The sequence below is a fragment of the Enterobacter sp. BIDMC92 genome, assembly GCF_001030225.1.
Lineage (GTDB): Bacteria > Pseudomonadota > Gammaproteobacteria > Enterobacterales > Enterobacteriaceae > Enterobacter > Enterobacter sichuanensis.
The window spans coordinates 2,365,294-2,387,828 of record NZ_KQ087598.1; the positions used below are offsets into that span (position 1 = coordinate 2,365,294).

The following is a 22,535-nucleotide window of genomic DNA, read 5'->3' on the forward strand; positions in this document are numbered from 1 at the left end:
GCGTCAGCAAACCGTGCGGCACACCTCAAGGACCTTTTCCCTGAGCCAGCGATGCCCCGGATCCCGCTCCATACGCGGATGCCACATCTGTGAAACCGTAATGGTGCGGGTCTTAAACGGCAGTTCAAAGACGTGTACGCGCTCTGACATCGGCTGATTGAGCAGGTACAGCGCCGGTACCATGGCAATCAGATCGGACGCCAGCGCCACGGATAACGCCGTCGGAAAACCGGGCACTACGCTTGCGACCTTGCGTTTCATCCCCCGTTCCGCCAGCGCCTCATCGACAAAACCGCGTAACGAGCCGTCAGGCGAAGCCAGCACATGCCCCCAGGCAATGTAGTCACTCAGGCTGACCTCCGGCTGTGACGACAGCGGATGCCCCTTGCGCACCGCGCCAACGAACCGGTCCTGAAAGAGTCTTTGCAGACGTATTTCAGGCCCCATATTGCCCTGTACGCCAATCTCCAGATCGACAAGCCCCTCCCGCAAATAGCGCGACGTTTTTTCAGGTTTCGGCGAGAAACGAATACAGACCCCGGGAGCAACGCTCGCCACCGCGGCAATCAGCAGCGGTCCAAACGCCACCACGAAACCATCGTTCGCGCGGATGGTGAACAACCGCTCAAGGCTTTCCACCTTCAGCGTTTCAGTGGAGGGCTGGAGCACCGCCCTTGCCTCATACACGGCGCTTCTGGCGCGGTCCCGGGTGGCTTCTGCCCAGGGCGTCAGGACCATATGACGCCCGGCCCGCACCAGAATAGGATCGCCGGTCACCTCCCGCAGCCGGCTAAGGGTACGGCTCATGGCGGAGGTGCTCAGGTTTAAACGTCGCGCCGCACCCGCCACGCTGGCTTCTGCCAGCAAAATATCGAGCGCAACCAGAAGGTTAAAATCAGGATCGGACACGGTGAATCCTCAGATAGGGCGTTACATGCATTAATAAAGTGCAATTGCTGCGTCTTCCGCCCTGTATAGCGCATGAATATAGTTTCGTCATCAATATTCTTCTCTGGAGTGACGACGATGACGCTATTTTCAAACCAGCCCGGCGATGAAGGTTTACCCGGGCATGAACGCGCCCGGGTCCTGGCCGCCGTCATGACCACCACGCTGATGGGCGTGTTTGACGGGACCATGATCAACATTGCGCTCCCCTCGATGGCTGAGGCCATGGCGGTTCCTGCGAATATCGCGGTGTGGTTCGCCAACGGTTATCTGCTCTCCGCGGCGATGACGCTAGCCATCTTCGCGGCGCTGGCGGCACGTGTGGGCTATCGCCCGGTCTTTCTGGCCGGGCTCGCCACCTTTACGCTCACCTCACTCGGCTGCGCACTGGCAACCACGCCGGAGATGTTAACCGGGATGCGTATTCTGCAGGGTGTCGGCGGCGCGGCCACCCTCAGTATCGCCCCGGCGATCCTGCGTTCCGTTTTCCCGGGTCGACTGCTTGGCCGCATTCTGGGGCTGCACGCCCTGCTTATCGCCTCCAGTACGGCGATTGCCCCGGTTCTCGGCGGAACAATACTGGACGCCCTGAGCTGGCAGTGGCTGTTCGCCATTAACATTATTCCGGGCAGTATCGCTCTGCTGCTGGCATGGCGGGCCCTGCCGCGGGCTTCGGCTACTGATCGATCGCCCTTTGATGCACCGGGCGCCGTGCTTTCCGCCGTGCTGTTAGGTTCCGCGATCATGATGGCCGACAGCCTTCAGCATGTAACGCAACACCTTAACCGGGCCACCGTGTGCTGGGGCGTACTTGCTCTGGTAAGTGCCCTCGCCTTTATCTGGCATGTCCGTCGCGCGCACAGTCCCATCCTGCCGCCCGTGATGTTCAAAAACGCACGTTTCACCCTCGCCGCGCTGACCTCGCTGGCGTCGTTTGTGAGCCAGGGGATCACGTTTGTCGCGCTGCCTTTCCTGTTTCAGAGCGTGTATGGCTACAGCCCGGTGGTTTCCGCACTGCTGTTCACCCCGTGGCCGATTGGCATTGTGCTCATCGCGCCGCATGCGGGGCGCTGGGCAGATAGCCTTTCCGCGCCGCTGATCTCGACCCTCGGGCTGATGATTTTTGTCGGTGGATTGGTCCTGCTGGCGACGTTGCCAGACAGCCCTTCCGCATGGAATATCTGCCTGCGCAGTCTGGTTTGCGGGATTGGGTTTGGCTGCTTCCAGAGCCCCAATAACCGGGAGATGCTCTCTAACGTGGCGCGGGAATATGCCAGCTATGCCTCAGGAGTGTTGTCTATCGTCAGGACGTTTGGCCAGTGTCTCGGCGCCGCCGCGGTGGGCGTACTGCTGGCCGCGACGGCGGGATGGGACCATCAACATGCCATCCAGGTTGCACTGTGGATAGCCGTCATCGCCTCGACGGGATCGGTGTTGTTTAGCCTGAGCAGGCTGCGCCCGGCGGTGAGGGCATCAGCCTGATTCGCCCTGCGGCGCTATGCTTGCACGGACCTACGGGTTTTATAGGCCGGGTAAGCGCAGCGCCACCCGGCAAGAAAGACGGCGCAATGGTTTACTCCAGCGCCAGCAGCGCAAAGCTCGCCAGCCAGTGTCCCCCGCTGTAGTGGCTGCCCACCACATGTCCGACGCTCGCCGTCAGGTGTTTCGCCACCGCATCACGCAGCGCCGGTTGCGCCGGGTGGCTGGCAGGAAGCGCTTTCGCAATGTGCTTCATGCACCACGCGCGGCTGAGGTTTAACCCGTCAAGATGGGCAATTTTCGGGTCGGTACGATCGCTCACCTCTGCCGGGTTCATCAGTGCCGCAACGGAGCCAACATCCGGCAGAAACGCGTCAAACCATGCCGGGAAATCCTTTGATACTTTGCTCATCAGCAGCGCTTCCGTCAGCGCGCCGGAAATATACTCATCACCGCCGGGTTCGTAGTGGGCCGGATAGCGCGTGTCGGCAAGATAAAACCGCTCGGCTGAGGACAGAATAGCCTGCTCAAGCGCGCTGTCTTCTACGGCTCGGGCATAATCGAGCGCCAGCGCGAGCGCAAATGCCGTGTTGTAGTGCGTCCCGACGCGGATCGGATAGGTGAGCTTTGCAAGATAATCCACCAGCCGGTTGCGAATGTCCTGGGTGAGCGGCGCCAGCGTCTGATACCAGCCTGCGGCCTGCGGCAACGACGACTGTTTTAACTCCTGAGCCAGCGCCAGCAGCCAGCCGTAGCCATACGGCCGCTCAAACGAGGCGCGGAACGGCGCGGTGAAATAGGCCAGCTCCTTCGCCACGTTCTCTTCGGTCAGGTGCTCGTCGAAAAGCGCGACGATCGCTTCCCGGCACGGCAAGTCGGGATAGAGACGCACGCAGCGCAGCAGCAGCCAGTATCCGTGCACCGCAGAGTGCCAGTCGAAACAGCCGTAGAAAATCGGGTGCAGTTCACGCGGCGGCAGCACGTCGCCATCATCATTCAGCAGGTGCATGATGTGGTTCGGGTATTCCTGGCGCAAATAGGTCAAAGGCATGCGGGCAAACGCGTCAGCCTGATGTTGCGTTAATTCCATGACAGCTCCTTAGCGAAACACGAGGAAATACATTAAGAACACGTTCACCACCAGCAGGGTTAACGCGGTCGGGATCTGGATCTTGATCACCTGATATTTGTCCTTCAGCTCCAGCAGCGCGGCGGGAACGATATTGAAGTTCGCGGCCATCGGCGTCATTAGCGTGCCGCAATAGCCCGCGTACATGCCAATCGCCAGCAGCGGCGCCGGGTTGCCGTGATGCACGTTAATCAGGAACGGCAAGGCGATACCGGCACTTAATACCGGGAAGGCCGCAAAGGCGTTGCCCATGATCATGGTAAACAGCGCCATACCCACGCAGTAAATGACCACCAGCATAAAGCGGTTATCCGGGTTCACAAACAGGCTCACCACCTTTTGCACCGAGTCCCCCGTGTTCGCCACCACGAAGACCCCACCGAGCATGGCCAGCATCTGCGGCAGGATCACCGCCCAGCCAATGGTATCGACCAGACGACGAGACTGGCGAACCGCATGCAGCGGCGTGCCTTTGGTCAGCCACCAGCCGGTAAGGATCGCCGCAACGCAGGCCACGCAAAGCGCCGCCAGGGTGAGCTGTTTCTGATCGAGCAGAAACACGCCGCCAACCGACACCCCTTTCAGGAACAGGGTGCCGATCACCGTCACCACCGGGATCATCAGGGCGGGCAGGAACAGCCAGTTCTTCAGTCTGTTCGAAGAGGCGACGCGCTCCTCCTCGGTGGACATTTTATAGTGCCCTTTCCCCACCAGGCCAAAGCCCGCCAGCAGCGCGATAACAATGACGCCACCCCCGATGATGCGGTACGCCAGGGATTTACCGAGCTCCTGCACCATCAGGTCGCCAAACAGGAAGATCCCGCCAAACAAGAACCAGAACAGCGCGGTGGTAAAACGCTTCGGGTTGGCGCGATCGCGCAGGGTCATCACAACCAGCAGCATCACGACAAAGCCAATCAGGTAATACACGCGGTTAATGGAGATAAGCGTCATCATTGCGCGGCCTCCTGCGTACCCTGTTCGGCGCGCCAGGCCATGACGTCGCGACGGATGCTGGCATCAAGGCGCAGCAGGCGCGTCATATGAATAATCAATGCCGCAATGGCGGTTGGAATGGCCCACAGGCCAATATGCAGCGGTTCGATACCCTCAATGCCGTTCTCTTTCAGGAACGCGTCAATCAGCAGCACCGCGCCAAAGGCAATAAAGATATCTTCCCCGAAGAAAACTGCGATATTGTCACACGCGGCGGCATGGGCTTTGATTTTGTCGCGGATGTGCTGCGGCAGTTCGCCGTATTCGTTCAGCGCCGCCCCTTCGGCCATCGGCGCCAGCAGCGGACGGACCGTCTGAGCATGGCCGCCCAGCGACATCAGCCCCAGCGCGGCGGTGCCTTCACGCGCCACAAAGTAAAGCATCAGAATGCGCGCCGAGGTGGCGCTGGCGATCTTCGCCACCCAGGCCTGGGCGCGCTCCTTAAGCCCGTAATATTCCAGCAGACCAATTACCGGCAGGATCAGAATGAAGGTGGCCAGCGAGCGGCTGTTCACGAACTTCTCGCCGAAGGTCTCCAGCAGCATGCCGAAATCCATACCGACCAGCAGACCCGTCGCCAGCCCCGCGACCACAACTACCAGCAGCGGGTTGAAGCGCAGTGCAAAACCAATGACCACGATCGGTATCCCGATCAGCGGCAACAGCGTAGTACCGTCCATAACGTTTACCCTATCGAAAGTGAGCGTTGCGCGCCGACGGCTATTTTTTTAATTTGCGGCGAGCGATGTTGTGTTTTTCGTCAGGTTTGGCAAACCTGCGCTAAAAAGCTATATCTGAACCTCAAAAACATGTAAACAATTTATCAATAAAATGTTCTTATTTTATCGATGAGTTTACATTTCTGGCTAAGGAACGTTATGACTTCAGAAAAGAGTGCTAGCCCCCATCACGACGATATCAACGACGGCCGGATCGTCTCCTCCCGCCATCTGGTGTCCGAGCGCTGCGCGGAGCTGTCAGAGCTGGAATACGCGCTGATCATGACCAGCAACGCCTTCAACAAATGGATGGTGCGCTGCATGACCGCAGCGGGCGAGCCCGACATGGGCGCCTTTGACGTCTCGCTGCTGCATCACGTAAACCACCGCGATCGCAAGAAAAAGCTGGCCGATATCTGTTTCGTTCTCAACGTGGAAGATACCCACGTGGTGACCTACGCCCTGAAAAAGCTGGTCAAAGCGGGCTACGTGACGAGTGAAAAAGCGGGCAAAGAGCTCTTTTTCTCCACCACCGAGGAGGGGAAAGCGTTGTGCATGAAGTACCGGGACGTTCGGGAAGCGTGTTTAATTGCGATCCACGCGGAGAGCGGAATTGCCGGGAAATCGATTGGGGAAACCGCGCAGCTGTTACGCACGATCTCCTCCCTGTATGACACCGCCGCCCGCGCGGCGGCATCACTCTGAGGCTAAGGACGTCTGAACAGAGTAATGCTGCGTCCGGCCAGTGCGTACTCGACGGTTTCGGTGATCGCTGTCCCGGCGGCGTCATCCGCCGTGGAGAGTTCCAGCACCCATCCCCCTTCGCCAAATTGTGGGATCTGGAACGGCACGGTGCCTTCAAACGGATTGAACAGCATCAGCACGTCGTGCCAGATGCCCTCCTCCTGCTGAAGATCCGGCCTGCTGATGGAGACCCCGAGCGTCGAGCCTTCATCCCACTGCTCGGCCTGTTGCGGACCGCCGCCGGCATTGAACCAGCGGATCTCCAGCCCGTCGCGCCAGCTTTCACGGCGCAGCAGCGGCTGCTGCGCGCGCAGGGCGATCAGCCTTTGGGTAAACTCGCGCAGCGCGGTGTCGTTGTCAGAGAGTCCCTTCCAGTTGATCCACGAGATCTCACTGTCCTGACAGTACCCGTTATTATTGCCCTTTTGCGACCGGCCAAACTCGTCCCCGGCCAGCAGCATCGGCGTACCGTGAGACAGCAGCAGCGTGGCCAGGAAATTACGCTTCTGCCGCTCCCGGGTGGCGATGATGTCCGTGTTCCCGGTTGGCCCTTCCTCGCCGTAGTTATACGAGCGGTTATCGTTGTGGCCGTCGTTGTTGTCCTCGCCGTTGTCGGCATTATGCTTCTCGTTGTACGACACCAGATCGTTCAGCGTAAAGCCGTCATGGGCGGTGATGAAATTGACGCTGGCCCACGGGCGACGCCCGCGCAGATCGTACAGGTCGCCGGAGCCGAGCAGACGCGCGGCAAAGTCGGTAGAGACGTTATCTCCCTTCCAGTACTCGCGCACGGTGTCGCGGTATTTGTCGTTCCACTCCCCCCAGCCCGGCGGGAAACCGCCGACCTGATACCCGCCAGGACCGATATCCCAGGGCTCACCAATCAGCTTCAGGCGGGATAACACCGGATCCTGGGTCATGGCGTCAAAGAAGCCGCCGCGCGGATCAAACCCTTCGGGCTCGCGACCCAGAATTGTCCCGAGGTCAAAACGAAAACCGTCGATATGCATCGATTCCGCCCAGTAGCGCAGGGAATCCATCACCATCTGCAGCACGCGCGGGTGCGAGGTATTCACCGTATTCCCGGTACCGGTGTCGTTGATGTAATACCGGTGCTGGTCCGGCAGCGTGCGGTAATAGCTGTAGTTATCAATCCCTTTAAACGAGAGCGTGGGGCCAAGTTCGTTGCCTTCCGCCGTGTGGTTATACACCACGTCCAGAATCACCTCGATGCCCGCGTCATGGTACGCGCGCACCATATCGCGAAAGCCCTGGATCCCCGCGGGTCCGTAATAACGTGACGCCGGGGCAAAAAAGCCCAGCGTGTTATAGCCCCAGAAGTTCTTCAGGCCACGGTCGAGCAGGTGTTGATCGTCCGGGAACCAGTGAACCGGCAGCAGCTCTACCGCGGTGATGCCCAGGCTCTTGATGTAGTCGACCGAGGCTTTATGCCCCATCCCCTCAAACGTGCCGCGCAGTTCGGGCGGTATGGCCGGGTTAAGCTGGGTAAAGCCTTTCACATGGCTCTCATAAACGACGGTATGCGGCCAGGGGACGTTTGGTCGGTTAGTGTCCTGCCAGTCAAAGGCATTGGGGTCGATGACCCGACATTTCGGCGTAAACGGCGCGCTGTCGCGCGTGTCAAAGCTCAAATCTAACTCGTCGTGCCCAAGCTCATAGCCGAAATGGGCGTCGTTCCAGTCGATATCGCCCACCAGTTCACGGGCATAAGGGTCAATAAGCAGCTTATGCGGGTTAAAGCGATGACCGTTTTCCGGATCGTAAGGACCGTAGACGCGATAGCCGTACAGCGCGCCGGGCTTCAGATCCGGTACGTAACCGTGCCAGATCTCGTGGGTATACTCCGGGAGTTCCAGCCGGGCGATTTCTGTTTTCCCGGACGGGTCAAACAGACAGAGTTCCACCCGCTCGGCGTGAGCGGAGAACAGCGCGAAGTTGACCCCCTTCCCGTCATAATTCGCCCCCAACTGCTGGCCATGACCGGCCCGAATTTCAAACGTTGTATCCTTAGCCATTTTCGTTCTCCACGATTATTCGCAGGTAAGCAGAACCAGTACACATCCCTTTTCTGACGTTAAATCCAGCGTCTCTTGCAGAATGCGGCTTTCACCGCTGAACAGATCCCGATAGCGCTTCCCGGCCAGTTCGTCGGGTATCGCCACCGTGGTATTGACCCACAGCTGATGATTATCCGTGACGCCAAAAACCAGACGCGGCACGGCGACAATCAGCGCCTCGTCATCCTTAACGCGCGCATAAACAATCAGGTTCTCTTCCCGCTCGCCGGTGACCTTAAGCGGCAGCCAGTCGCCGTAGCGGAAAAGCGCGTCGTAGTGCGGTCGAAGCCGCAGCAGCGTGGCGGTAACAAACTGTTTGACCCGTCCGTCCCGCCAGCATGCCGGGTTGTCAAACACCCCGGCATCCGCCGCGCTGAGGTGTTGCACCAGGGCCGGAAAGTCCGGCTCGCGTCGGTTATCCGGGTCGACAAGGCTAAAGTTAAGCGCCTCGCTGCCCTGATAGATATCCGGCACACCGGGTGCCGTCAGCTTGATCACCGTCTGGCTGAGGCTGTTCATCAGCCCGGCGCGGATAAAGGGCTGCATCGCCTTGCTGAAATCCTCCAGAAACGGGCTGTTGTCCGGGGAAAGCAGGTGCCGCGCGTAGCTCAGCACCACGCTCTCATAGCTCTCGTTGCTGTCGATCCAGTCGGTGCGCTGTTTCGCCTCGCGCAGCGCTTTCTCCAGGAAACCGAGGAAACGCGCTTCCAGTGATTTAAGCCCGTCCACGTCGTCGGGAGACAGCGTGGCAGGCCAGACACCCGCCAGCGCCTGGTAGATCATCCAGGTATCGGCGGCGTTCGGCGCGGTACCGTCATTAAGGAAACGCACCTGGGTCTGGTTCATCTGTCGCCAGCGGGCCAGGTTTTCCCCCCACTGTTCCGGGGCTTCCGTCAGGGTATAAAGACGCGCCCGGGCATCTTCCCCGCGCTTGGTGTCGTGCGTGGAGGTACCCAGCAGCGCGTCGGGCTGACGGGCAAGACGAATGCGCATCTCCTGGTGAAAGCGGGATAGCGAGAACGCGCGCGGCGTCGGGTCGGCGCCCACTTCATTCAGCGCCAGCTCCAGGTTGTGGCGAAAGAACAGCGTGTCTTCAACGGACTTCGCCATCAGCGGCCCGGTCAGCTGCTGGAAGCGGGTTCTGAACAGCGCGGCGCTCTCGCGGCAATCCTCCGGCAGGTCGCCGGTAAGAATGCGCACAATCAGGCTGAGCGCCGCTTCAGAAGTCTCCACGCTGGCGACCACGCGGTTGAGCAGCGCCACGTCCGGCGGGGTTAACCCCTCGCGAGTGCCATAGGTGCGGTACACCGGAAAAGCGATAAGCAGTTCGCGCAGCGCGTGGCGGATCTCATCGCGCGGCAGCGCAACGTCATTGCGCTGGGCCAGGTCAGCCGCAATCGTGAGCAGCGTGGTGAATTCACCCTCAAAATTGCGATCGGTCATCAGGCCCTTAGCGTCCCGCAGTTCAGCGTGGCGATCGACCGTGCCCCCCAGCGTCTCGTCGTGGATTTTCTCCAGGCGCGGCAGGTTAGCGTCGTCGACCAGCACCTCCGCCAGCGAGGCGATAAACTCATAGCCGGTAGTGCCGGAGACCGGCCAGTCTGTGGGCAGCTGTTCTCCCTTCGCGAGAATTTTTTCGACCGTAATGTAGCAGTCGGGGCCGGTTGCCTGCCGCAGGCGCTGCAGATAGCCCAGCGGATCGGCCAGGCCGTCGATATGGTCAATGCGCAGGCCATCCACCACGCCCGCATGGACCAGATCAAGAATAAGCCGGTGCGTGTCGTCGAAGACCGCCTCATCTTCAACCCGGACGCCAACCAGCCCGGTGATTTCAAAGAAGCGTCGCCATGAGAGCTGTTTTGGCGCTTCCCGCCAGGACATAAGCCGCCAGCTTTGTGCGTCGTGCAGCTCGGCAATGCTCTTCTCCTCGCTGTACGTGCCCGGGTTGAGCGGGTATGCGGCGTCATAGTAGACCAGGGCGGCTTTTTTTGTGACAGCGTCACGTTTTAGCGTGATAGCTCCCTTCTCCAGCTCCACCTCAAAGGTATCGCCAAGAAACGGCAGCGTGAGCGGTCGCGACCAGTCGATATCAAAATAGCGCGCGTAGCGGCTCTGCGGGCCATGTTCAATCACATCCCGCCACCAGGCGTTTTCCAGCGAGGTGGACATATGGTTTGGGACAATATCCAGAATCAGCCCCATACCGGCCTGCCTTAGCGCCGCGGCCATGCGGTCAAACCCTTCTCGTCCGCCGATGGCGGGGTCAATTTCATTCGGGTTGGTCACGTCATAGCCGTGGGTAGAGTCTTTTGTTGCGGTAAACACCGGCGAGGCGTAGAGATGGCTGATACCGAGATCTTTCAGGTACGGCACCAGCGCGACGACGCGGTCAAAGGTCATTCCGTTACGGAACTGAATACGGTATGTGGCGGAAGGGATCATAACGATGCTTCTCCATCAGCAAAGCGAACAACAATACTGTTCGGGGGTAAAACGTCGTCTACGTCCGGCCAGGCAAAGCGCGTCTCCCCCGCGAGCGCGGGCAGCCCGACGGGTCGGGTTCCGATATTCAGCGCCAGTGAGAGTGTCCCTGACGGGAAGCGCCAGCTCACCGCCACCATGCCGGGGGCCGTCGCGACCACCTTGCCTTCAACGGCGCCCCTCTGTTGCAGCAGCGGAACAATATAGCGATGACGCAGCATGAGCAGGTTGCGCGTAAACCGCAGCCAGGTTTTGCCCTCGTCGGTGGCGATTTTATGCCAGTCGAGTTTTGAGCGGAGAAAGGTGTTCAGGTCATTCGGATCGGGTACGTCGTCATCGTGCCCCGCGTGGCCGGTAAACTCTTTCGCGCGCCCTTCCCGCACCGCCTTTGCCAGTTCACCGTGAAAATCGGTGAAGAACAGGAACGGGTGCGTTTCACCGTACTCCTCGCCCATAAACAGCAGCGGGATATGGGGGGAAAGCAGCAGCGCGGCCAGCAGTACCCGCGTCTTATCGGCACCCGCCAGGGAGATAAGACGCTCGCCCTGGGCGCGATTCCCGGTCTGATCGTGGTTTTGAATAAAATCGACAAAGAACTGTGGCGGCTGCGAGCGGCATTCCACCCCGCGGGATTCACCGGTTTGCAGGGACACTTCGCCCTGGTAGACAAACCCTTCGGCCAGCGCCCGGGCGAATTTTTTCTCCGGTTCAAAGGCAAAATCCTGGTAGTAAGCATGGGTTTCGCCGGTGGCAAACACGTGGGCAGCGTTGTGAAAATCATCGTTCCACTCGGCGGTAAACAGGGGCGTGTGGCCCTGTTCATCGCGCGGATGCAGGAAAATCACGTTGCGGCTGTCTTCCGTGGTCAGGTGAACGTGCCGGTGCGGGATCGCCTCACGGATCTTCCCGGCTATCTCCACCAGAACATGCGTATCCGAGGCGTCTTTAATCTGGTCGATGGCATCAAACCGCAGGCCATCCAGATGATATTCCGTCAGCCAGTAGAGCGGCGCGTCGGTAATATATTGCCTGACCGGCTCCAGCTCATAGGCGATGCCGTTACCCCAGGGCGTCGTGCGCTGTGCATCGAAAAACGCTGGTGACAGCAGGGGCAGATAATTCCCTTCCGGGCCGAAGTGGTTGAGCACGATATCCAGCACCACGGAAAGCCCCAGCCCATGCGCGGCATCAATAAACGCGTGGAAATCCTCCGGTGTGCCGTAGGCGGCGTGCGGAGCATACAGCAGTACGCCGTCGTACCCCCAGCCGCGGGAACCGCCGGACTGGGAGACGGGCATCACTTCAAGCTGGGTGATCCCGAGCTCTGCCAGGTAAGGCAGCTTGTCGATGGCCGCCCGGAAGGTGCCCTCCGGGGTAAAAGTGCCGATGTGCAGTTCGTAGATGACCGTCTCTTCCCATGGCCGTCCGGACCATTCCGGGTTAACGGGCTGCCAGCGCCGGGGATCGATAACCACGGAAGGTCCGTTAACATCCCCCTTTTGCGCGCGCGACGCGGGATCGGGCACCGTCATCCCGTCCTGCAGGACAAACTGATATTCTGTCCCGTGTGTGACGCCGGGTACGTCTGCCTGGAACCAGCCACACCCCGTTGCCGTCATTGGCACGTCGGCGTTGGCCAGACGAAGCGTAAGTTTTTTCTGTCCTTCTGCCCAGACGCGAAAACGTACAACGTCATCGGAAATAAACTCAGCACCCCACTGCTTTTGAAATGTCCTGAATTCCATTCATTGTCCTCGAATGACCCACATTTTACGCGGAATGAAGTACAAGCTTAGTTCAGGATTAAAAGTGCGTGAGCTCAGCGGATTTATCCGCTTCGTCTATTCTTTATGAAATAACTCACTACAGAGAATACTATGCAGATTCGAAAAGGATTAAATACCGACCTCGTTCGTCTTGAATGTTGTGACTTTTCTTTCATCATAAGCCACATTGCCCGAGAGCCGTTTATCCACTGTGATTTGCATATCGAAGCCGTTGCCGAGCCCTGGATAAAAACCTACGAGCTCGACATACAAACGCTTGAAAATCACTGCGTTAATCCGGACGCCATATTTCTTGTCGCGGAAACGGACGACGGTGAAATAGCCGGATTTATTACCGCGTCAGTCGGCTGGAATAAATTTATTTCAGTGGATTATATTGCCGTTGAGCGCACCAAACGCAGAACCGGCGCTGCGCATAAATTAATGGCCGCCGCGCACGTGTGGGCCCGCAGCGTAAACGCGCCGGGATTACGGCTTGAAACACAAAATGTGAACGTTTCTGCCTGCCTGTTTTACCGTCACTACGGATTTACCCTGGGCGGATACGATCGTTATCTCTACAACGCCCTACCGGAAAAAGACGAGGTCGCTCTGTTCTGGTATTACATGCTGGTATAGCGGCGCGGCATTCATCAATCTGTCATTAAATTTCACTACCCTTTCCGGATTTTAAACAAGGCGTTGAGGAAAGAAGTGTGAATTGTATGGCGAAGGCAGTACTGCTGGCATTACCTGTTCTGAGTGCGACGGCAACGGCCGCTGAGAGCAACCTGTGTGAACCCAAAGCGTACGAAATGGCGCTGCGCTATCAGCAGAAATCGGCTGAGATTATGGCCCTGCAGCTACAGACATATCGGTTTGCCACCGAGCGTTTCAATGAAAAATTAAAAAATCTGAAAACGCCCGAAAATTACGCCGTGGTGATGGATCTGGACGAAACGGTACTGGACAACACGCCTCTGCTGGTGCGCGACACAGAGCAGTGCCACGACTATACAAAATGGGACACCTGGAGCGACTGGGAGAAACAGGGGAAACCCGGTTTGATCCCGGGGGCGAAAGCGTTTCTTGACCACGTGAATCAAAGTAAGGTCCGTATCTACTATGTCTCGGATCGCATGCAGGAAAACAAAGCCGATACGCTCAATACCTTAAAAGCCCTCGGACTTCCGCAGGTCTCCGACGAAAGCGTGCTGCTGGATACCGTCAGCAAGGAAGAGCGTCGCCAGAGCATTCTGAAAAAGCAGCAGATCGTGATGCTGTTCGGCGACAGCCTGCCGGATTTCGCCGTGCAGTTTAAAAACAAAAAACCGAGCGAACAGCAGCGTGAACTGGTTGAGGCCAGCGCGGAACACTTCGGCAATGACTGGATTGTGTTGCCTAATGCCGCTTATGGCTCATGGTCCAAAGCCACGCCGGACAGCTGGAACGCACCGCTGAAAAAATAATGTCTTACGGGCCGGGAAAGCTATCGTGCGCCTTCCCGGCCCTTCGGTTTCCTATCCATCCCGTTTATAGGTCCTATCATTTCTGGGCAGCTTCTTATAATTTTACGGAGCAGTAAGATGAGCACTTTCAAAGGAGACTCGTATGCTTACCGTGAAAAAACTTGCTCTTTCCACGCTGATTTCCAGTTCACTGCTTTTTTACCCTGCGCTACAGGCCTCTGCAGAAACGCCGCAGCACGTCGTTAAACAACCGGCGGGCGGTTACAGCGTGCAGGTCGGCGATGTTCTGGTCACCTCGTTTACTGACGGAACCGTCGCGCAGGATCTGCACACGCTGCTGCGCCGGACAACGCCGCAAAACATTGATGCGCTGCTCGCGAAAAACTTTCAGACCAACCCGGCTGAGGTGTCCATCAACGCTTTTCTGATTGCGATACCCGGACATAAAATCCTGGTGGATACCGGCTCGGGCCAGCTCTTTGGTCCTGATACCGGTGGACGTCTGGTTGAGAGCCTCGCCACGCAGGGAATAAAACCCGAGGACATCACTGAAGTCCTGCTGACCCACGCCCACTCCGATCATGCGGGCGGCCTGGTGAAAGACGGCAAGGTGGTGTTCAGCAACGCGCGCGTTTTCGTTGGTAAACCGGACATCGACTTTTTCTTTAACGACGACAATCAGAAGAGAACTGGCTACGGCAAGAACTACTTCGATGTCGCACAGAAGACCTTAAAACCCTATCTTGACGCGGGTAAAGTGGTGCCGTTTAGCGGCACATCGGAGATTCTTCCGGGGCTTACCGGCACGGTTCATCCCGGACACACGCCGGGTTCAGCCTTCTACACCCTGGAAAGTAAAGGCGAGCAGATCACCTTTGTCGGCGACATCATTCACGCCGCGGCGGTCCAGTTCCCGCAGCCTGCGGTGACCATCACCTACGATGAAGATGAGAACAAAGCGGCAAGCGTACGCGAGCATGCGTTCGCTGACTTTGTGAAAAACAAGGACCTCATTGCCGCGCCTCATCTGCCGTTCCCGGGCATCGGCTATGTGACGAAAGGCGAGAAAGGCGGCTATGCCTGGGTCCCTGTGACCTATACCAACCGGGACGCCAGCAGCGCGAAATAAGATGACGCGGATATCTGACATGGACATAGACCTGCTCCTGACGCTGGATGCCCTGCTTCAGGACAGGAACATCACCCATGCGGCCGCGCGGCTGGGCATCAGCCAGCCCGCGCTGTCCGCCCGTCTTGCGCGTCTGCGCACGCTGTTTGGCGAACCGCTGTTTATCCCCTCCCCACATGGACGCGGGGTATTACCTACGCCGCGAGCGGAAGCGCTTAAGCCCCAGGTGGAAAGCGTGCTGCGCGGCATCAGCGCGATGTTTGCCCCCACCACGTTCGAGGCGCAAACCAGCCGCCGGACCTTTGTTATTGCGCTGCATGAAAACCCGGCGCTGATGCTCGGCACCGGGCTGCTTAACCAGGTGGTTACCGATGCTCCCGGTATTCGCCTGCGCTTCGCCCTGCCCGAGATGGCCGAACTGCCCCAGCAGCTGGAAAACGGGGATGTGGATATCTACATCGGCGTAAGCGCGGGCGCCCATGACGGGTGGGTGAGGCGCAAACTCCTCGACGACGCGTTTGCCACCGCCCAGCGTAAAGGCCATCCGCGCGGGACAGGTCCGCTGGATCTGGAAAGCTACTGCGCGCTTTCTCATCTGGTGGTGTCGTCGGCGGGGGATCCGTTCACCGGCTTTGTCGATCAAACCCTCGCCGGGCTGGGCCACCAGCGACACGTTGCCATGTCCACGCAGAGCTACGCCGTGGCGCCTGCGCTGGTTGCCGGTACCGACCTGGTATGCACCCTGCCGGAACGAATGCTGAAGCAGTTTGCCAGCACGCTGGATCTCTTTGCGCCGCCGCTGCCGCTACAGCCGATTACCATCAACATGTACTGGCACCCGAAAAACAGCCAGGACCCGGCGAACGCCTGGCTGCGCGAGCAGTTGCTGCGGGCGGCTGGACGTCAGGTGTGATCGAGCGTAACCAGAAACTTTTTAAGCACCTCTGAGCGAATAATCCGGTGGCAAACCAGGGTGAGCTCGCTCTCCCGTAGTCGGTCGAGGATGTCCACGTAGACGACGTTCTCAACGCTCACCGCCTTTGCCGACGCGGGAAGCAGCGCCAGCCCAAACCCCGCCGAAACCAGGCTTATCACCGTGGGCACGTCGGTCGCATTTTGCACCACGTCCGGCTGAAAGCCCGCTCCGCTGCAGGCGTCATAGAAGTACTGCTCCAGCCCCATTCCCTCCGGGTCGCGCAGGGAGATCCATTTTTCGTCTTTCACCGACGAGAGCGTCAGCGCGGCGGACCCGGCCAGCGGATGCTGACGATAAAGCGCCAGCACCGTTTTCTCCGAGGTGAATGGCCGGCTTTGCAGATCGTCCGGCAGCGACGGCAGCGGCGCGCGGATGATGGCCACATCCAGCTGGTTGCTCTGCACGGCGGCGTAGAGCGTCTGCACATTTCCCGTTATCAGCGACATGGTAATGGCGGGCCAGCGGCGGTGCATCTGGCGCAGCGCAGCGGGTAGCCTGCCGTCAAACATCGCGCTCGACACGCACCCGAGGTTTAACACACCTTGCTCGCCCCGTGCCGTTTGTCTGGCGTCCAGCACCGCCTGTTCGGTCAGCGAGATGGCAAGCCGGGCTTTCACGAGAAATGCTTCGCCCACGGGCGTCAGGGTCAAGCGGCGGTTCGCCCTGCTGAAAAGCGTGACGCCTAAACGTTCTTCCAGGGCCTTTATCTGCTGGCTCAGCGCCGGCTGCGCCATGTTCAGACGCTCCGCGGCCCGGTGCATATGGAGCTCTTCGGCCACGACGATGAAGTGGCGCATCTGGCGAAACTGCACGAGACGACCTCCTGAATTGATATTAATTTACTTATCAATTTAACAGTAATGATGCAATTGATGCTATTGGTCATTGCCATAAAAATGGAGGTATTCAACCGAGGGAGGAAAATATGGAAAACCAGATTAACGATCTCCGCAGCGCCATCGCCTTACTGCAGCGCCACGAAGGGCAGTACATTGAAACCGATCGTCCGGTCAACCCCAACGCGGAACTGGCGGGCGTCTACCGCCATATTGGCGCAGGCGGCACGGTCAAACGTCCGACCCGCACGGGCCCGGCGATGATGTTCAACAGCGTGAAGGGCTATCCGCACTCCCGCATCCTGGTGGGCATGCACGCCAGCCGCGAGCGCGCGGCGCTGCTGTTGGGCTGTGAGCCTTCGGAACTGGCAAAGCACGTCGGCCAGGCGGTGAAAAAGCCGGTTGCGCCGGTTGTCGTTCCGGCCTCCCAGGCCCCCTGCCAGGAGCAGGTCTTTTACGCTGACGATCCTGACTTCGACCTTCGCAAGCTGCTTCCGGCCCCAACCAACACGCCGATTGATGCGGGTCCGTTCTTCTGTCTGGGGCTGGTGCTGGCAAGCGATCCGGAAGACAGCTCGCTGACGGATGTCACCATCCACCGCCTCTGCGTTCAGGAGCGCGACGAGCTTTCCATGTTCCTTGCCGCCGGGCGCCATATCGAAGTCTTCCGCAAAAAGGCGGAGGATGCCGGAAAGCCGCTGCCGGTGACGATCAACATGGGTCTCGACCCCGCCATCTACATCGGCGCGTGCTTTGAGGCCCCTACCACGCCGTTTGGCTACAACGAGCTGGGCGTCGCCGGGGCGCTGCGCCAGCAGCCGGTTGAGCTGGTACAGGGCGTGGCGGTCAAAGAGAAAGCCATCGCGCGAGCGGAGATCATCATCGAAGGTGAACTGCTGCCGGGCGTGCGCGTGAGAGAGGATCAGCACACCAATACCGGCCACGCGATGCCGGAGTTCCCGGGCTACTGCGGCGAAGCGAATCCCTCCCTGCCGGTGATCAAAGTGAAAGCCGTGACCATGCGAAACCACGCGATCCTGCAAACGCTGGTGGGACCGGGGGAAGAACATACCACGCTGGCCGGACTGCCGACCGAGGCCAGCATCCGCAATGCCGTAGAGGAGGCTATTCCGGGCTTCCTGCAAAACGTCTATGCCCATACCGCGGGCGGCGGCAAGTTCCTCGGGATATTGCAGGTGAAAAAACGCCAGCCGTCAGACGAAGGACGTCAGGGCCAGGCGGCGCTTATCGCCTTAGCCACCTATTCGGAGCTGAAGAACATTATTCTGGTCGACGAGGACGTGGATATTTTCGACAGCGACGACATCCTGTGGGCGATGACCACCCGCATGCAGGGCGATGTGAGCATCACCAATATTCCTGGGATCCGCGGCCACCAGCTGGATCCGTCCCAGTCGCCGGATTACAGCACCTCGATTCGCGGAAACGGCATCTCCTGCAAGACGATCTTCGACTGCACGGTGCCGTGGGCGCTGAAGGATCGTTTCGAGCGCGCGCCGTTTATGGAGGTGGATCCGCGTCCGTGGGCGCCGGAGCTGTTTGCTGGCAACGCGAAATAAAAACACCACGCGTATGGCCCACGGATCATACGCTGATTTTCTTTTCAAGCGTGGCGATGTTTTCACCCGTCACGCGTTCCACAGTGAAACGATCGACGCTCAGCAAAATGAGCATCAGCCCCCTGCCGCTCTCCAGCAGCGGCGAGATTTCACAAAAACGGTCTCGCCTGGCGGCCTCAAGCCGCGCCAGCGGAAACGCGTCACCCGCGTCGGTAAAAACAATGCAGACGTCGCTGTCGCGGATATCGAAACGTACGCTGAATGTGCGCGAGGCATCCTCATGCAGCGCGTGCCGGATGATATTCGTCGCCACCTCACAAACGGCGAGATCGAGCGCGAAACGCCACTCATCATCTACGGGAAGCTCGCTCAGCCGCGCTTCCAGCCAGCAGGCCAGCGGCGTCAGGGAACCGAGCACCGCCGGAAATTCTGCCTGCACCGGCGTCTGCATCTACTGCCCCAGCTGCGCAAGCGCGCTGCTTTTGTCCGGATAGATGCGGAATATGCGGTCCATGCGGGTCAAGGTGAACATATTCATGATCCCAGGGTTCAGAGAGCACAGCGCCATGTCGCCTTTCCCGTTCATCAGCTTAAACAACGACACCAGCATTCCCAGCCCGCTGCTGTCGATAAAATCCACTTTGCTGAAGTCGACAATCAAAGCCTTGCGATCGTCGCCAATTTCTTCCGTCACGGACGCTTTAAACGTCGCGGCAACGGAGGCATCCAGCCGCCGGACTGCGGGCGTGAGAATGTTGGCATGCGGTAGTCGTTCAGTGTGAATAATCATTCTTTTCTCCCTGACGCTCGATCACGAGCAGTGAAACGTCATCGGTTAAGGCGGTCGGTTCATCACGATTTGCGTTGCGCCAGCCGGTCAGGTGGTCACCGAACCGCGCCAGGAGCTGGTCAACCGGAAGTCGGGCATGGTCATGAAGCCAGCGTTCGAGACGCTGCGGGCCAAACTGCTCACCGCTGACGTTCTCACACTCCGTAATACCGTCACTGAATAAGCATAAGCGATCCCCCGGATTGAGGGTAAACGCGACATCCTCCCAGCTCAGGTCTGGGATCAGGCCGACCGGCGGGCCGCCATCGCCCACGGACGTGACGGCGCTGTCTGCGTTCACAATGACGGGAGTAGGATGCCCGGCCTGACACAACACCCCTCGTCCGCTCTCGGGGTCGATCACCCCGTAGATAATGGTGAAATAGCTGGTAATGTCGCTCTCTTCACTGCAAAAGCGGCTGTTCAGGATCCTGATCACCTCCGCAGGGGACTGAATACCGCCCTGATCGGTAAACAAAAAACGGTCTACCACCCGGCCATGTAAGAACTGACGCGCCACCGCAAGGGACATCATCGCGGCCCCCACGCCGTGACCGGACACATCCACGCAATAGAACCCAATGTGAGAATCGAGTGGAAAAATATTGAACACATCGCCTGAGACCCACGCAGACGGTAAGAAAAGCCAGTCGGAAAAGTAGTTCCCAAAGCGTAAGCGGTGCGAAGGCAGCACGGAGTGCTGAACGCGCGCCGCGAGTTCAAGATCCTGTTCAATCTGATGCAACGCTTCACTCAGGCGCTTGTTGTGCGCCGCGAGGGTCGCTTCCAGCGTTAAAATACGGCCCCCGGCGTGCAGACGCGCCCGCAGTTCATCCTGCTCGACCGGCTTGCTTAAAAAATCATCGGCTCCGGCATCAAAGCCCTGCGTTAAATCCCCGGCATTTTCGCGTGCCGTGAGCAGAATGACATAGACGTAGTGGCCAAACTGACGGTTGCGGATGGTCTGACAGAGCGTGAGTCCGTCCATTTCCGGCATGTCCCAGTCGCTTATCACCATGCTGATCGGCTGGCTGGACAGTATTTCCAGCGCGGCGACGCCATTTTCCGCCTCGCTCACGATATACCCCCACTGGGTGAGCATTCGGGAGAGTAACCGACGATAAATCAGCGAATCTTCAACGATTAACACGTGCAGCGCCGACATACATCCCTCCTAAAGCGGTAAGAACCAGATGAGGCTCACGGTCCCTTCCCTGAATTTTGCATTCCCGTTGCCGTGCCCCGGATAGCGCGTTCCCGCATAGTTCGCGTACTGGATGGAGAACGAACCCGGCGTATAGCCGGCATAACCGAAGCTGTAGCTGTAATCGCCGTTCCAGGGCTGCTGCTGGCTGCTGTCCGGGAACCAGAATGCCGTCGCGCGAACGAAGAAATGTTGTTTGAAGGTGTAGCCACAGCCGCCGAGCATGACGTTTTTATTTTTGCGGATGTCATCGCTGCTGAGGTCGTAGTAGCGTGGCACCCAGCTGTACCCGACCTGGCAAATGATGGAATCCCCTTTATTAATCAGGAGCGTGTTTTCGACCGGTTTCGGTAGCGAAAACTTATAGGCCAGCGTGAAGGCGCCCTGTTCAAAATAGGTGTGTCGTCGGCTGCCCGATGTCCAGAAATGGTTATCGCCGTAGTTGCTGTAAACCAGACTGACGGTGTTGGCGTGCCAGTCATCGTAGCCGAAGCTGTAGCGAAAATCGGCGGTGTAGCGGCTGGTGTCTCTGACCGGCAGTCGGGACGTAATGTTGGCAAACCAGAAGCTGTAGGGGGAATACTGAAGGCTGAGATTCAGCGTCTGGTTAATCTTTTTCTTTTCCGTGGCGGTGTCTGAACTGTTAGGAATGCTCATCCACTGCTCTTTCAGTCCCGAGCTAAAGCTCAGCGCACCTGAGAATTTCTTATCGTTACCCGAGAACAGGCGCCCCCAGCGGCTGGTAAAGACGCCAGCCTGAACAGGTTCACCGTTCTTATCGCGCAGGGATTCATTTTCACTGCTTTTCGCCGCCTCTGCGGCGGGGATCGCGGCGAGCAGCACGCCCGCCAGAAGCCATTTTTCGCGCATAACCGCCATCCTTAGTTAGGTATCCAGCGTGCGCCGACGTCGTATTTTGCCATCAGCCACAAAATACCCAGTGCCGCCGCATGCACTAACGTGTTCTCTATCCAGGCATGTCGCCATAAGTCGAAGGTGATGAACTGGCTCACTAGCAGCACCACGTACACATGCAAAATAAAGGTATAAAGCGAGTGCTGGCCGAGCGGGATCAGGAACCATCCCAGCAGGCGATTGAGCGGCGTCCAGCAATACGTCAGCACCAGGTAGACGGTGACCATCAGGGCGATATCGTTTAACACCCTCACCGGGCCCAGCCCGTTCTTCGCCGCCCAGGTGTGATAAAACGAATTGAAGCTGTCAGGCGGGATGACGTGCATCAGCAGCGCGGGCGGCATAAACGGGTTGGTATGGTTCTGGGCGACAAATCCCAGCACCAGCGACACCATGACCAGCGCCACTACCACCCCTTTCCCCGGAGGCGTCCGGGCGAAAGAGAGCAGTTCGGCTTTATACCAGCCGCTGGCCATGCCCAGCACAAAGATGAACTGCCAGGCGAGCAGCGGGAAGGCAAATTCGAATTCCGACGGCGTCAGCCGAAGCGGCCATCGCTGCCACAGGCTGTACACCAGCAGCGACAGCCCCAGCAGCCACCACACTTTGCCTTTCTGCAGCATCCCCAAAAATAGCGGGCTGAGTAGCAGCAAAAAGATATACAGCCCCAGAATTTGCGTCTGATGAGGGCCAATCTGCAAATAGAGGATAATGTTGAACCAGGTCTCTTTTATTTGAGGCGTAACCGGATAAAGCGACCAACTTTCACCCGAAAAACGGTCGGTAAAATGGGTGACCTCGAACACATTAATATGTGGGATATAGGCCAGGAGAATAAATGACACTATGATAATGATATTTACGCGATATATTTTCCACGCCCTGAGATAAAGCCCCCAGGAAACCGTGAGTAAAACCACTTTTTGCAGACGCGCGCGATTCAGCATGCCAAGCATAAACCCCGAGAGAATGACAAAGCCTTCTGCACCGGTTGTTAGCCCAAAACGTTCCCAGGAGAATATATTAAATACCGACATGACCTCCGTATGCGCCACGACCATCATGACGAGGGCTATGCCGCGCATAAAGTCAATTCTCAGGTCCCGTGCACCTGCTACGGCATAACGCCATGCTGTTGATTTAGCGTCATCTTCTTGCGCTACCGACGGCGCAACATGGCTCATAGGGTGTCCTTTGCCTGAAAGCGAAAATTAAGGTCTAAATAAATTAGATAGCCTAAAGGAATGGTAACCGCAA

General features: G+C 58.4%; 20 protein-coding genes. 7 read left to right on the forward strand and 13 right to left on the reverse strand.

The genetic code is table 11. From position 1 onward, the window contains the following. Positions 1-3: 3 nt before the first annotated feature. Positions 4-909 (reverse strand): LysR family transcriptional regulator, encoded by a 906-nt coding sequence (locus tag SP99_RS11110; RefSeq protein ID WP_047958612.1) that lies wholly within the window; start codon positions 907-909, stop codon positions 4-6. Positions 910-1,026: 117 nt separating this feature from the next. On the opposite strand from SP99_RS11110, the gene SP99_RS11115 reads away from it, so the two are divergent. Then, a complete protein-coding gene (locus tag SP99_RS11115) occupies positions 1,027-2,430 on the forward strand; it encodes an MFS transporter (RefSeq protein ID WP_047958613.1) in 1,404 nt (467 codons plus the stop codon). Positions 2,431-2,521: 91 nt separating this feature from the next. Here the strand turns inward: SP99_RS11115 and SP99_RS11120 are convergent, their stop codons facing one another. From SP99_RS11120 to SP99_RS11130, 3 genes are read right to left on the reverse strand one after another with little or no spacing between them, the layout of a single operon-like run. Continuing rightward, the gene (locus SP99_RS11120) at positions 2,522-3,517 is read right to left on the reverse strand and encodes a DUF2891 domain-containing protein (RefSeq protein WP_047958614.1); all 996 of its coding nucleotides are present in this window, start codon (positions 3,515-3,517) and stop codon (positions 2,522-2,524) included. Positions 3,518-3,526: 9 nt separating this feature from the next. Further along, positions 3,527-4,513 (reverse strand): DUF979 domain-containing protein, encoded by a 987-nt coding sequence (locus tag SP99_RS11125; protein WP_047958615.1) that lies wholly within the window; start codon positions 4,511-4,513, stop codon positions 3,527-3,529. Then, a complete protein-coding gene (locus tag SP99_RS11130) occupies positions 4,510-5,232 on the reverse strand; it encodes a DUF969 domain-containing protein (RefSeq protein ID WP_025756467.1) in 723 nt (240 codons plus the stop codon). Before SP99_RS11130 ends, SP99_RS11125 begins: the two co-directional genes overlap by 4 nt. Positions 5,233-5,430: 198 nt before the next feature. Here SP99_RS11130 and SP99_RS11135 point away from each other — a divergent pair, with 198 nt between their 5' ends. Further along, positions 5,431-5,976 (forward strand): winged helix DNA-binding protein, encoded by a 546-nt coding sequence (locus SP99_RS11135; protein WP_047958616.1) that lies wholly within the window; start codon positions 5,431-5,433, stop codon positions 5,974-5,976. A 2-nt stretch (positions 5,977-5,978) separates the two neighbouring features. Here the strand turns inward: SP99_RS11135 and glgX are convergent, their stop codons facing one another. From glgX to treZ, 3 genes are read right to left on the reverse strand one after another with little or no spacing between them, the layout of a single operon-like run. Then, positions 5,979-8,051 (reverse strand): glycogen debranching protein GlgX, encoded by a 2,073-nt coding sequence (gene glgX, locus SP99_RS11140; RefSeq protein ID WP_047958617.1) that lies wholly within the window; start codon positions 8,049-8,051, stop codon positions 5,979-5,981. 15 nt (positions 8,052-8,066) lie between these two features. Then, complete coding sequence (gene treY / locus SP99_RS11145; protein ID WP_047958618.1) at positions 8,067-10,535, reverse strand: malto-oligosyltrehalose synthase; 2,469 nt, start codon at positions 10,533-10,535, stop codon at positions 8,067-8,069. Further along, entirely contained in the window at positions 10,532-12,319 is a 1,788-nt protein-coding gene (gene treZ, locus SP99_RS11150; RefSeq protein ID WP_047958619.1) for a malto-oligosyltrehalose trehalohydrolase, read from the reverse strand. Before treZ ends, treY begins: the two co-directional genes overlap by 4 nt. A 132-nt stretch (positions 12,320-12,451) precedes the next feature. On the opposite strand from treZ, the gene SP99_RS11155 reads away from it, so the two are divergent. The 4 genes from SP99_RS11155 to SP99_RS11170 all read left to right on the forward strand — a co-directional run bounded on the left by SP99_RS11155 (position 12,452) and on the right by SP99_RS11170 (position 15,851). Next, a complete protein-coding gene (locus SP99_RS11155) occupies positions 12,452-12,979 on the forward strand; it encodes a GNAT family N-acetyltransferase (protein ID WP_047958620.1) in 528 nt (175 codons plus the stop codon). Positions 12,980-13,056: 77 nt separating this feature from the next. Next, the gene (locus SP99_RS11160) at positions 13,057-13,809 is read left to right on the forward strand and encodes a 5'-nucleotidase, lipoprotein e(P4) family (RefSeq protein ID WP_047958621.1); all 753 of its coding nucleotides are present in this window, start codon (positions 13,057-13,059) and stop codon (positions 13,807-13,809) included. Positions 13,810-13,951: 142 nt separating this feature from the next. Next, on the forward strand, positions 13,952-14,938 hold the full coding sequence (locus tag SP99_RS11165) for an MBL fold metallo-hydrolase (protein WP_047958622.1): 987 nt from the start codon (positions 13,952-13,954) through the stop codon (positions 14,936-14,938). 1 nt (position 14,939) lies between these two features. After that, positions 14,940-15,851, forward strand: a complete 912-nt coding sequence (locus SP99_RS11170; RefSeq protein WP_047958623.1) for a LysR family transcriptional regulator — start codon at positions 14,940-14,942, stop codon at positions 15,849-15,851. Here the strand turns inward: SP99_RS11170 and SP99_RS11175 are convergent. Further along, on the reverse strand, positions 15,842-16,726 hold the full coding sequence (locus SP99_RS11175) for a LysR substrate-binding domain-containing protein (RefSeq protein ID WP_047958624.1): 885 nt from the start codon (positions 16,724-16,726) through the stop codon (positions 15,842-15,844). The two genes, SP99_RS11170 and SP99_RS11175, sit on opposite strands and share 10 nt — an antisense overlap. A gap of 113 nt (positions 16,727-16,839) precedes the next feature. Here SP99_RS11175 and SP99_RS11180 point away from each other — a divergent pair, with 113 nt between their 5' ends. Further along, a complete protein-coding gene (locus tag SP99_RS11180; RefSeq protein WP_047958625.1) occupies positions 16,840-18,330 on the forward strand; it encodes a UbiD family decarboxylase in 1,491 nt (496 codons plus the stop codon). Positions 18,331-18,355: 25 nt separating this feature from the next. Here SP99_RS11180 and SP99_RS11185 read toward each other — a convergent pair whose 3' ends face one another. The 5 genes from SP99_RS11185 to opgC are packed head-to-tail and all read right to left on the reverse strand — an operon-like array spanning position 18,356 to position 22,462. After that, a complete protein-coding gene (locus tag SP99_RS11185) occupies positions 18,356-18,781 on the reverse strand; it encodes an ATP-binding protein (protein ID WP_047958626.1) in 426 nt (141 codons plus the stop codon). Next, the gene (locus tag SP99_RS11190; RefSeq protein WP_025756479.1) at positions 18,782-19,120 is read right to left on the reverse strand and encodes an STAS domain-containing protein; all 339 of its coding nucleotides are present in this window, start codon (positions 19,118-19,120) and stop codon (positions 18,782-18,784) included. Then, the gene (locus tag SP99_RS11195) at positions 19,104-20,324 is read right to left on the reverse strand and encodes a PP2C family protein-serine/threonine phosphatase (RefSeq protein ID WP_047958627.1); all 1,221 of its coding nucleotides are present in this window, start codon (positions 20,322-20,324) and stop codon (positions 19,104-19,106) included. Before SP99_RS11195 ends, SP99_RS11190 begins: the two co-directional genes overlap by 17 nt. A gap of 9 nt (positions 20,325-20,333) precedes the next feature. Next, entirely contained in the window at positions 20,334-21,233 is a 900-nt protein-coding gene (locus tag SP99_RS11200; RefSeq protein ID WP_008501670.1) for a hypothetical protein, read from the reverse strand. Positions 21,234-21,244: 11 nt separating this feature from the next. Next, complete coding sequence (gene opgC / locus SP99_RS11205) at positions 21,245-22,462, reverse strand: OpgC domain-containing protein (protein ID WP_023327506.1); 1,218 nt, start codon at positions 22,460-22,462, stop codon at positions 21,245-21,247. Between the last annotated feature and the right edge of the window lie 73 nt (positions 22,463-22,535).

Coding starts and splice junctions, on each gene's coding strand:
- SP99_RS11115 (WP_047958613.1), top strand. CDS start 1,027: ATGACGCTATTTTCAAACCAGCCCGGCGATGAAGGTTTACCCGGGCAT.
- SP99_RS11120 (WP_047958614.1), bottom strand. CDS start 3,517: ATGGAATTAACGCAACATCAGGCTGACGCGTTTGCCCGCATGCCTTTG.
- SP99_RS11125 (WP_047958615.1), bottom strand. CDS start 4,513: ATGATGACGCTTATCTCCATTAACCGCGTGTATTACCTGATTGGCTTT.
- SP99_RS11130 (WP_025756467.1), bottom strand. CDS start 5,232: ATGGACGGTACTACGCTGTTGCCGCTGATCGGGATACCGATCGTGGTC.
- SP99_RS11135 (WP_047958616.1), top strand. CDS start 5,431: ATGACTTCAGAAAAGAGTGCTAGCCCCCATCACGACGATATCAACGAC.
- glgX (WP_047958617.1), bottom strand. CDS start 8,051: ATGGCTAAGGATACAACGTTTGAAATTCGGGCCGGTCATGGCCAGCAG.
- treY (WP_047958618.1), bottom strand. CDS start 10,535: ATGATCCCTTCCGCCACATACCGTATTCAGTTCCGTAACGGAATGACC.
- treZ (WP_047958619.1), bottom strand. CDS start 12,319: ATGGAATTCAGGACATTTCAAAAGCAGTGGGGTGCTGAGTTTATTTCC.
- SP99_RS11155 (WP_047958620.1), top strand. CDS start 12,452: ATGCAGATTCGAAAAGGATTAAATACCGACCTCGTTCGTCTTGAATGT.
- SP99_RS11165 (WP_047958622.1), top strand. CDS start 13,952: ATGCTTACCGTGAAAAAACTTGCTCTTTCCACGCTGATTTCCAGTTCA.
- SP99_RS11170 (WP_047958623.1), top strand. CDS start 14,940: ATGACGCGGATATCTGACATGGACATAGACCTGCTCCTGACGCTGGAT.
- SP99_RS11180 (WP_047958625.1), top strand. CDS start 16,840: ATGGAAAACCAGATTAACGATCTCCGCAGCGCCATCGCCTTACTGCAG.
- SP99_RS11185 (WP_047958626.1), bottom strand. CDS start 18,781: ATGCAGACGCCGGTGCAGGCAGAATTTCCGGCGGTGCTCGGTTCCCTG.
- SP99_RS11190 (WP_025756479.1), bottom strand. CDS start 19,120: ATGATTATTCACACTGAACGACTACCGCATGCCAACATTCTCACGCCC.
- SP99_RS11195 (WP_047958627.1), bottom strand. CDS start 20,324: ATGTCGGCGCTGCACGTGTTAATCGTTGAAGATTCGCTGATTTATCGT.
- SP99_RS11200 (WP_008501670.1), bottom strand. CDS start 21,233: ATGCGCGAAAAATGGCTTCTGGCGGGCGTGCTGCTCGCCGCGATCCCC.
- opgC (WP_023327506.1), bottom strand. CDS start 22,462: ATGAGCCATGTTGCGCCGTCGGTAGCGCAAGAAGATGACGCTAAATCA.